The organism is uncultured Salinisphaera sp. (assembly GCF_964012375.1).
Taxonomy (GTDB): domain Bacteria; phylum Pseudomonadota; class Gammaproteobacteria; order Nevskiales; family Salinisphaeraceae; genus Salinisphaera.
In genome coordinates, this window is the sequence record NZ_CAXGSH010000119.1 from 1 (window position 1) to 9,701 (window position 9,701).

Sequence of the window (9,701 nt, forward strand, 5' to 3'; positions counted from 1 at the left end):
GAACCAGACGATGGCCACCGCGCCGCGGGCAATGGCGGCAATACGCCCGCCGTGAATGCCGAAGGCAATCCGGCTCATAACCGGAAAGGGCACGCCCGTGCGCTCGCCCACGAAGCCGGACAGGGTGAGCATGACGAACAGCACCAGCCCGCCGATGAGCATGGTGGTGAGGATCTGCCAGGCACCCAGGCCGAGGGCGAACAGGCCGATGGCAAAGGTGTAATTACCCAGGCTGTGGACGTCGTTCGCCCACAGGGTGAACACGTTGTAAGCGCCCCAGGGGCGAAAGTCGCGCTGCACGGGGGCGAGGTCGTTGTTGTACAGGCGCGGGCTGGGCTTGGGCACGTCGGCCGGGCGGCCGGTGTAGTCGACGTCGGCGGTGCCTGCGGGAGCGGCGTGATCGTTCATCGCTGGCCTCCTGTGGTGTCGGCCACATCCACGGCCATGGCCGCGTCGATGGCCACTTCGTCACAGTTGGCCTCGGGCCCGGCGCGATGTACTTCCACGAATTCGCAGACGTCATCGAGAGCGATCATGGGGTGATGCCATACCCCGCGCCGGTAGTTGATGCCCTGATCGCCCCTGGCCACGAACGCCCGCAGCGATTCGGGCTTGGGCGCATCGCCGGCGGGTGCGACCACCACGATATAGCGTTGGCCGTCGACCGGCACGAATGCCTGGCTGGATAGCGGATGGCGTTCCATCAGGCGCAGGACCACCGGCAGCGTTTCCGGCTGGCAGCGCACGCGGCTGATGGTCGGGCGTCCGCCGTCGGCGTCCAGCTCCAGCGTGGCCAGGTCGGCAAAGCGTTCGCCCATGCCCTGATTGATGGCGTTCGGCGTGGTGGTGGATTCGATCACGTCGCCGAACGGCGCGAAGGTATCGGCGCGCAGCGGCTCGGCTCGCAGTACCGCAGGCCGGTCGGGCCGGGTGTTTTCGGGCATCGGGGCTCCTCCGATTTTATCTTGTGTCGGGCCGCGAACGCGGTCCTTTATTTATTGGCGTTACAGGGATGCGTGGCGCGCCAGTGGCGGGCGATGTCCTGGCGCTGGCACACCCAGGCGTCGTCGTGCGAACGCACGTAGTCCAGGAAGCGGGCGACGGCGGCCGCGCGGGCCGGGCGCCCGGCCACACGACAATGCAGGCCGACCGACAGCATCTTCGGCGCGGTGTCGCCCTCGGCATAGAGCACGTCGAAGGCGTCTTTCAGATAGTTGTAGAACTGCTCGCCGCTGTTGAAGCCCTGCGGGGCGACAAAGCGCATATCGTTGGTATCCAGCGTGTAGGGCACGATCAGCTGGGGCTCGCCGTTGACGTCTTCCCAGTAGGGCAGATCGTCGGCATAGGAATCGGCGTCGTAGAGAAAGCCGCCGTGTTCGGCCACCAGCCGGCGCGTGTTGGGCCCGCAGCGCCCCGTATACCAGCCCACCGGCGTCTGCCCGGTGGTGCGCTCGATGGCAGCCACCGCCTTGGCGATATGCTCGCGCTCGGTGGCTTCATCCACGTGCTGATAGTCGATCCAGCGCCAGCCGTGGGAGGCGATCTCGAAGCCGGCATCCATCATTGCCTGGGCCGCCTGCGGGTTGCGCTCCAGCGCCATGCCCACGGCAAACACCGTCGCGGTGAGATCGCGCTCGGTGAACAGGCGCAGCAAACGCCAGAAGCCGGCCCGGCTGCCGTATTCGTAGAGCCATTCCATGCTCATATGGCGTACGCCTTCGCGGGCGTCGGTGCCCACCATTTCCGACAGGAAGCTCTCGGAGGCCGCGTCGCCGTGGAGGATGTTGTTCTCTGCGCCTTCTTCGTAGTTGATGACGAACTGCACCGCGATGCGGGCATTGCCCGGCCATTGGGCATGCGGCGGCTGGCCGGCATAGCCGACGAGATCGCGAGGGTAGGAACGGTCGATATCGGTTTCGCTCATGGCAACGGTATCCGGGTCGGGTAAACGGTTGGGCGGTGGCCGGTCAGCGCGCGCGGCCGAGCATGTCGGCCAGGGCGTTGGGGCCGGCCGGCTGGAGTTCGAGGGCGTCGAGGCAGGCCATCAGGTGCTCGTGCATGGCTCGGCGGGCGGTGGCCCCGTCGCCGGCTTCGATGGCGTCCAGCAGTTCGTCGTGGGCGTCGTGCGAGCACAGCTCGGCTTCGCGCGGGCGATACAGGGCGATAATCAGCGACGTCTGACCAATCAGTTCGTCGAGAAAATCGCGCAACACCGGGTTGCCGTGCAGACGCGCCAGCGCGCGATGAAAATCGCCCGATTCGGCGATCGACTCGGCCGCGTCGGTTTCGCTTGCCGGGCCGTGGTGATCGTGTGCCAGCGTGGCGCGCAGGGCCGCGATATCGGCCGGCGTGAAGCGCGTCATGCTGTCTTCGAGCATGGCGGCTTCCAGCGTGGCCCGGGCGGCGAACACCTCGCGCGCCTGTGCCGCACTCGGCTGGGCCACCCGCGCGCCGCGGTTGGCGCGAATTTCCACCAGCTTGCGGCTGGATAACTGGAACAACGCCTTGCGCACCACCGTACGGCTCACGTCGTACAGCTCGCCCAGGCGTTCCTCCGACAGGCGCGTGCCCGGCGGCATGCGCTGGTCGTAGATCGCCCGGGTAATGTCCGCCTCGATGCGGCGATCGACCGGCAGCGTCTCGTCCTGCTTGTCGCTCATGCGCCAGCCCCTGGCCGGGCGAGCGGATCCATGCGCGGGTGGCGGTTGACGTCCTTGTACAGCAGATAGCGAAAACGCCCCGGCCCGGCGGCATAACAGGCCTGCGGGCAGAAGGCGCGCAGCCACATGAAGTCCCCGGCCTCGACCTCTACCCAGTCTTCGTTGAGCTGGTAGATCGCCTTGCCTTCGAGCACGTACAGCCCGTGCTCCATCACATGCGTTTCCGAAAACGGAATCACGCCGCCCGGCTCGAAGGTCACGATCGTTACATGCATGTCGTGCGACAGATCGTCGGCGTCCACGAAGCGACTGGTCGCCCACACGCCGTTGCAGTCCGGCATGTAGGCGGGAGCCACGTCGTCATCGTGGGTCACGAACGAGGCCGGCGCGGCGATGCCGGCCACTGGCTCGTAGGCCTTGCGTATCCACTGAAAACGCAGCGGCTCGTCGCCGTCGTTGTGCAGCGACCAAGGAGCATCCGGGGCGAGGAATACATAGCTCCCCGCACGCAGCGTGTGCGTATCGCCGCCAAGCGTTAGCGACCCACGGCCGGCGAGCACGAACAACACCCCTTCCACGCCGGCCGCCGGCTCGCCCTGGTCGCAGCCGCCGCCGGGGGCGACTTCCATCGCGTACTGGGCAAAGGTTTCGGCAAAGCCGGACAGCGGCCGCGCCAGAATCCAGGCCCGCGTATCGCGCCAGTGCGGCAGCTTGCTGGTGATGATATCCCGCATCGTGCCGGCCGGAATCACCGCATAGGCGGTCTTGAACACGGCGCGATCGACCGTGCGATCAGTCTGCGGCGGCAGGCCGCCGGGCGGGAATGCGTAGCTGCGGTCGGTCATCGTGGGTATCGCTCGACGAAAGAGTTATCTGGATACTAACGGTTGACATGATTGGATACAATTCATGGCAGGCACAGTAGACAATCGTCTAAGCCACCGCATCGCATGGCGTGGCCAGCGATAGCAAAGTCCTTCGAGTCGGGCAGTAGAGAGATTGCGCCGCCTCAGGCAGAGGACAGCGACAGCGGCATTACGGGGCGAGTCGATAGGCAGGCCACGCCCGGCTTGCTGCCATCGGTTCAAGTTCTTGCAGCGCTCCGACTCGCGAGATTGCGCGTCGCACTAGCGCCGTTTGACTACTAGACTGCTCGCGTAGTCCAAATGCGTGCAGCAGCTGCCTCACGGTAATAACCGTACCCATTGCACGGCCTTGCATCCGGCGCGCCCTGCGACGAATGGCGAATAATGGCGCGGCCGCGAGTCCCTTCCTTCGCCACGCGTTTTATGGAATGTTGCCGTTTCGGCTTTGGCGACGCGCCTGCGTACCAGCCGGCCCGCGGCGAGCTGCCGCGTGAGACGAGGGGGAGCATGAACTATCCAATCATCGCCGCGCTGGCGTTACTCGCCGGCGCCACCACGGCTGCACAAGCCGACCCCGCCAATGCGCTAGGCCGTGCGGTCGGCAGCTTCAGCAGCGGCGTCAGCCAGGCCGCCATGCAGCCGCTCATAAACAGCCAGCCGCAATGGATCACCATCGCGCCGCGTTCCAAGGAAGAATGTTTCGCCGAATCGAACGGTGTGATTAATGCCACGTTCGTGCGTTGTCGGAGAGGGCGTCAGGAACTGACGCGGTTCGATGCGGCGGGGAACCGGGTGGTATTGAGCGAGCGAGGGATTCCGGAGTGGTGAGCGCTCTAAGTACTCGATACCTAATCGACAAGACTGCGAACTCGTATAGCAATCTGCAAAGCCCTCTGCGGCGCACAGTTCGGCCGCTATGCTGTTGCGACGCGAAAAGTTCTTTAAGCGCTATACGTAGCTTCGTGCGTATATTTGGCGTTAGGCCATTGAAAAGCGGAAAGGAAAGATGCCAAAACAAGTGCGTACGCTTTCAGTCTATAGAAAGCTAATTAAACGCTCGCCGGAGTTTCGACTAGTAAGCCCTGAGTTGACTAAAGATCTAGCCAGCAGAATCGGGTTCGAAGAAATTCCTACCTCTGGTGAAACAATCCTGCCGCAAGTAGTTGGTAAAGCTACGAGCTTCAATTCTCAGGGCAAGGAGATAGTGCGCCGAGATCTGCCAATGGAAACCTACTCGCGCATGATTCATACATCGTGGCAAGACTGGCATGGAAAAGAACATACGGGAATTCAGAACCGTGACTACGAAGCATATCCTCGGGACCTTATTCCGCCCCCGGAAGAAAAACTTACGGCCGTGGAGAAGGACGGCAAACTGGTCGCTGCATCGCGTGTGATTCGCCGTGATGAACCAGAAGCGGACATCGTTGTACTGCTTAATTTATTTCTTGAGATCTTCCCTTCGTTCGACGTAGTAGCTCCCGATTTGGCCGCTCCACTCCAAGTCCGTAGCGTGAAATGGAGTATTCTTCCGCCAGGGGAATTTCCATTCGACCGTGCGCGTAAAGAGCTAGATAGCTATCTTAAGAAGCTTCCAAAGGATGAACGTGCAGTTGCGACTGAACGCATCAGGAAAATCACGCGGCACAGCCCCGACTTCGTTGCGGTTGGGGTTGGAGGGTTCAGTGACTACGTTGTATTCGGTTTTACCGACCAACAAAGGTACGTATTAGAGAGTCCTCATACCGGAAATGCGACTTACGTTTTTCGAGACGACTGGGAGCAAATCAGTGGCTACACCAAACGAGAAATCCTGCAGGGCGGGCTTCAAGAAGAACGGCTTATTCATAACAAGCGTTGGTCTCGTGCCATTGGCGAGCTAATTGATAGGCCTTGAACAAGTGCGCCTAACTTGGCGCTGCAGTTGATGTCGGCTACGCCGCCACAACTGAGCTTAGGCGTTAGATAAAAGAGGGGGAGTACGTTATGAAAGTAAAGCTTGCGCATTTGAGAGAGCGGGCTCGGGCAGGAGGGTGGATTGACTTTGCCGTGTTCGACGCACGGTCGACCTCCAACACAGAATCAGCCAATAGCGAATTGCTGACTGAACTTACTGCCGCCGCAAGAAATGCCGGTCTGAAAGTGGATCAATCTGCATTAGCTTATGGCCAAGGGGGTCGAATTAGGTTTTATGGTGATAAAAACCTGGTTGACTATTTGTCCGGAGGTTGGTCGCCTCAGTGGACCCATGAGATTGATGTTTGATCTTACGAATCGCTGCAGTTGACCGCCCAAAGCGCTACTGCGTATTGGGTTCCGTCCGCGCTTCGGCGACAACGAAGCTTAAGCGTTAGACCTTAACGGATAGCATAGAGAGACCATGGGAAATATCGAACTTGAGCTTAACGGGAAGCTCTATCGAGCTGATTATTCTTTGGACGAGAATGTCGTCACTGTCTACGGAGACCGAGGTTACGAATCGACGCAGCTCGGGGGGCTCTCGGAGCAACAAGTAGCAAAAATGCTTCTTCGCAATCTAATCAAGAAAGGCCATGTCGCTCCTGTTGACGAGCCAGAGGTCTAAGCGTACGGCTGCGCCGCCGGTCAATTCCAGTGTTAGATCAAAGAAACAAGTTTTAGGTCATTTAAATGGAGTAGAAAGAGGGCCGAACGAGTAATGCCCGTCGGCCTCCCGCTCGGCACTACATGTTGAGGACAAGTTGTCTCCGTGATTGATGAAACAAAAGTTAAAGAGTTACTACGCCTCAATGGTGGGCGCTTATATCATCGCGAGGGACAAGAGCTTGAGTTCAAGGAGCAATTTAACCTAGCCGCGTTGGCCGACTACTTCCGAGATTTCGCCGCGTTTGCGAATAATCGAGGAGGCTATCTAATCATAGGGGTGAAAGATGCACCTCGAATCCTGAGTGGAATGTCCGAAAAATCGATCGATCAGTTCGAAAAGATCGATCCCGAAAAGATTACAGGATTTTTGCTCGAAATTTTCTCATCAGATATTGAATGGTCACAGGCGATTGTAGATATCGACAACATGCGATTTGGCGTCTTCCGAGTCTTGCCGGCGCGCGCAAAGCCTGTTATTGCCCGCAAGGACGAGGGTAAAGACCAAACGATCAAAAATGGTGAAATATACTTTCGTTATGGAGGGCGAACGCAACGAATTCAGAGCGCTGAGCTTGAAAATATAATCAGCCATCGAATCGAGCAAAATAATCAGCAGTGGATAGATTTAATGTCCAAAATAGGTCGCGCGGGCCCGCAAAATGCTGCCATTTTGGATACTGAGAATGCTCTCATCGAAAAAGATGAGACGCGAATTATGGTTCTTGATGAGGAGCTCGCCGCTAAGCTGAAGTTTATTAAGCAAGGCGAGTTTGTGGAAAAGGATGGTGCGACAGCATTGCAACTTGTCGGCGACGTAGTGCCGGTGGATCAAGTTGAGGTCATTAAGCATGTCAAAGAGAACTTAACAAAGAACTATCCGCTTTCGGCTATGGAGCTGGCTGCCGAAGTCCAGCGATTGCTGCCCGCCGTGGGTCGCCACCATGTATGGCGATGTATCCAAGAAAATGATCTGAAAAATAATTCCGATTATTCTGCATACAACTTTCGTAACAAGAAACAGGAAGACGAATATCTTGAAACAGGGGAAGTCCCACCTGTTACTCCGATAATCTACAATCACGCTGCCGTAGAGTTCCTTGTCAAAGTTCTAGGCGATAAGAATCGCCAACAGTGAAACATAGGAAATCGGTAATACGGTGACAGTATATTCAAATCGAACGCCTGATCGACGTGCTTTGCGCTGAGCGCGTTTTGAAATAAGGAGTTGCATATACTGTCCTCCCGGATCGCCGGTGAGGGCGGGCAGATAACGTCTGGCTTGGCGGCAACCTGGATCAAGGAGCAAAGCGTCGCGCCATGGGCAACGACGTGATTCTCAGCGGTTTCGATGGCGCATCACAGCTCGATCTGTGGGTGCTTGCACTCAAGATCATGTCCACGGGCATCACGGCGACATTGTCGGTGCTGTTCGTGGTCTTCACGTTGTCTTTACGCAAGCCGGGACAACGGGAACGTCGAGCGGCCTATCATTTCGTGGTCGCCAGCGTATTCGCAACGCTGTATATCGGCGCCGACACGGCGGTTCGCGCCAGCGCGGTACTCGGAAGTGTCGACGATGTGCTGGTGTTTTATCGGCTGGAACTCTGCGCCGTTCCGCTATCGATCGTGGGTTACGTGAATCTCGGTGATCCGGGGACAGTATGTGGAATAGAGTCGCCGGCTGGGGAGCGATCGAATCTCGCCGATCGCGCCGAGAATCCACTACTGTGAGCCCGCCAGGTAAGTTCATTGACCGATTCGCACGTCGTGCCCTGCAACGTACGAGCACTAATGCTCCGCTATTATCCCATTGGGGGGGGCAGTATCTTGGGAAGTAGTCGTGATAGGCGAGGGACGCGAGCGACATGACGCCGGTAGAAGCAATATGCATGTCGTTATAGGCGGTGGCAGCGGGTTCATTGGCACGGCCCTTGCGGAGCGGCTTCGCGAGCGGGGCGATCGCGTCACGCTGATTTCGCGGTTTGCTGGTGAGGGGCGAATTACCTGGGCCCAGGTCAAGGATGAGCCGTTTCCTGCATGCGACGCTGTCGTCAACCTGGCCGGCAAGCATATTCTCGATCTCACCCGCCGTTGGACGCCAGCGTATCGTGATGAAGTGCTGGCCTCGCGCGTTGAAACAACCGAAGCCCTGGTCGCGGCGATCAACCGTATGGCGTCGCCGCCCGAAGTGTTCGTATCCACCGCCGGCAAGTGCTTTTACGGCACGGCCGAGCTCCACGGCGAGCAGGCCTATCCCGAGTTAACGGAAGAGTCCGAGCCGATGGGTATCGACTTCCCGGCCGAGCTGGTCAGCCAGTGGGAGCGTGCTGCGGAAGGTATCGACACGAGCCGTACCCGGCATGTGCAGGTGAGGATCGGCGTGGTGCTCGGCGCCGTGGAGCGCAAGTCCTATATCGGCAAGCTATGGCGAATCGGCCGCGCGCGGGGCTTTCTGCCCATCATACGACTGCCCTTCTGTCTGGGCATGGGGGCGACCATCGGCCATGGCAGGCAGCCGTTCCCCTGGATCCATATCGACGACATGGTGGGCATCCTGCTGCACGTGATCGACAACCCGCAGCTTCAAGGCCGCTACAACGCCGTCGCGCCGGGTATCGTGTCCAACCATGAGTTCACCCATGCCTTCGCGCGGCAGCTGAAGCGACCCGTGGTGTGGGCGGCGCCACGCTGGCTGATTAAACGCGTGGTGGGCGCCGAGCGTGCTTCCATTCTCCTGGAGGGGCAGAACGTAAAGCCCAAGAGAACGCTGGAATCGGGCTACCGGTTCGAGTACTCGACGATCGATAGTGCGTTGGACGACCTCGTTGAGATAACGGTCTGATGCACAGGCGGTTACTGAAGCAAATGGCGCCTCGTTGGTCGTGCATACTCGGGAACGCCTTCGAACGGTCGATTTTGTCTGTCAGTCGACCAGCCCACCTACAAACCCATCAATAGCCACCGCCGTGCGCCGTGGCGCTTCGCGGATCGGCGTATGGCCGACGTCGTCGAAGACGGTGACCGTGGCGTTGGGCAGATTGTCTGCCAGTTCCTGGGTGACTTTTACATCGAAGATGGCGTCCTTGCGGCCCCAGATCACGAGTGTGGGCATGCGCAGGGAGTGCAGCACCATATGGAAGGTGCTGGGCGGCAGGTGGGTCTGGGTGTTGAGCAGGCTGTCGAGTATCTGCGTGTAGGCGGCGCGGTGGGCCACGGCCCGTGTGGCCAGGGCCTGTTGGATGCTGTCGGGGATGAACGGCGGTTTGGCCATGGCCACATTTAGCAGGCGCTGGTAGTCGGCCGTCGTTTCAATCGCCAGCGGGTTGTCGCCCTGGGCGATGGCTTGCATGACCGGCGAGGGGTTGTCGGCATAGACGCCGGCGCTGTCCACCAGCACCAGCCCGCGCACCTGCTGCGGGCGGGCCATGGCGAAGAGTGCGGCGACGCCGCCGCCCATGGAGTGGCCGACCAGCACATAGCGTTGTGCGCCGATGGCATCGACAAAATGGCCCAGGGTCTGGGCCATGCTGTCGGCGGAGGCGTCGTCGGC

13 protein-coding genes are annotated in these 9,701 nt (G+C 59.7%); 7 read left to right on the forward strand and 6 right to left on the reverse strand.

Annotation, left to right across the window (positions count from 1 at the left end):
* The 5 genes from ABNU97_RS15970 to ABNU97_RS15990 all read right to left on the reverse strand — a co-directional run.
* Positions 1 to 408 (reverse strand): cytosine permease (locus ABNU97_RS15970; protein ID WP_348767670.1); only part of this gene is annotated, 408 nt, incomplete at its 3' end.
* Complete coding sequence (locus ABNU97_RS15975; RefSeq protein WP_348767671.1) at positions 405 to 944, reverse strand: ureidoglycolate lyase; 540 nt, start codon at positions 942 to 944, stop codon at positions 405 to 407. The genes ABNU97_RS15975 and ABNU97_RS15970, both read right to left, overlap by 4 nt.
* 47 nt (positions 945 to 991) lie before the next feature.
* Positions 992 to 1,924, reverse strand: a complete 933-nt coding sequence (gene puuE, locus ABNU97_RS15980) for an allantoinase PuuE (RefSeq protein WP_348767672.1) — start codon at positions 1,922 to 1,924, stop codon at positions 992 to 994.
* 43 nt (positions 1,925 to 1,967) lie between these two features.
* A complete protein-coding gene (locus ABNU97_RS15985; protein WP_348767673.1) occupies positions 1,968 to 2,660 on the reverse strand; it encodes a GntR family transcriptional regulator in 693 nt (230 codons plus the stop codon).
* Positions 2,657 to 3,505 carry a bifunctional allantoicase/(S)-ureidoglycine aminohydrolase gene (locus ABNU97_RS15990; protein ID WP_348767674.1) on the reverse strand — a complete coding sequence of 283 codons (849 nt, stop codon included), beginning with the start codon at positions 3,503 to 3,505 and terminating at the stop codon, positions 2,657 to 2,659. The genes ABNU97_RS15985 and ABNU97_RS15990 overlap by 4 nt, the downstream gene beginning before the upstream one ends.
* 528 nt (positions 3,506 to 4,033) lie before the next feature.
* On the opposite strand from ABNU97_RS15990, the gene ABNU97_RS15995 reads away from it, so the two are divergent.
* The 7 genes from ABNU97_RS15995 to ABNU97_RS16025 all read left to right on the forward strand — a co-directional run bounded on the left by ABNU97_RS15995 (position 4,034) and on the right by ABNU97_RS16025 (position 8,993).
* Positions 4,034 to 4,354, forward strand: a complete 321-nt coding sequence (locus tag ABNU97_RS15995) for a hypothetical protein (protein WP_348767675.1) — start codon at positions 4,034 to 4,036, stop codon at positions 4,352 to 4,354.
* Positions 4,355 to 4,532: 178 nt separating this feature from the next.
* Positions 4,533 to 5,423 (forward strand): hypothetical protein, encoded by an 891-nt coding sequence (locus ABNU97_RS16000; RefSeq protein WP_348767676.1) that lies wholly within the window; start codon positions 4,533 to 4,535, stop codon positions 5,421 to 5,423.
* Positions 5,424 to 5,512: 89 nt separating this feature from the next.
* Entirely contained in the window at positions 5,513 to 5,791 is a 279-nt protein-coding gene (locus tag ABNU97_RS16005; RefSeq protein WP_348767677.1) for a hypothetical protein, read from the forward strand.
* 115 nt (positions 5,792 to 5,906) lie between these two features.
* Positions 5,907 to 6,110 (forward strand): hypothetical protein, encoded by a 204-nt coding sequence (locus ABNU97_RS16010; protein ID WP_348767678.1) that lies wholly within the window; start codon positions 5,907 to 5,909, stop codon positions 6,108 to 6,110.
* Positions 6,111 to 6,254: 144 nt separating this feature from the next.
* Positions 6,255 to 7,286 carry an ATP-binding protein gene (locus tag ABNU97_RS16015; RefSeq protein ID WP_348767679.1) on the forward strand — a complete coding sequence of 344 codons (1,032 nt, stop codon included), beginning with the start codon at positions 6,255 to 6,257 and terminating at the stop codon, positions 7,284 to 7,286.
* 182 nt (positions 7,287 to 7,468) lie between these two features.
* The gene (locus tag ABNU97_RS16020; RefSeq protein ID WP_348767680.1) at positions 7,469 to 7,882 is read left to right on the forward strand and encodes a hypothetical protein; all 414 of its coding nucleotides are present in this window, start codon (positions 7,469 to 7,471) and stop codon (positions 7,880 to 7,882) included.
* A gap of 154 nt (positions 7,883 to 8,036) precedes the next feature.
* Complete coding sequence (locus tag ABNU97_RS16025; RefSeq protein WP_348767681.1) at positions 8,037 to 8,993, forward strand: TIGR01777 family oxidoreductase; 957 nt, start codon at positions 8,037 to 8,039, stop codon at positions 8,991 to 8,993.
* Positions 8,994 to 9,074: 81 nt separating this feature from the next.
* On the opposite strand, the gene ABNU97_RS16030 is transcribed toward ABNU97_RS16025, so the two are convergent.
* Positions 9,075 to 9,701 (reverse strand): alpha/beta hydrolase (locus tag ABNU97_RS16030; protein ID WP_348767682.1); only part of this gene is annotated, 627 nt, incomplete at its 5' end.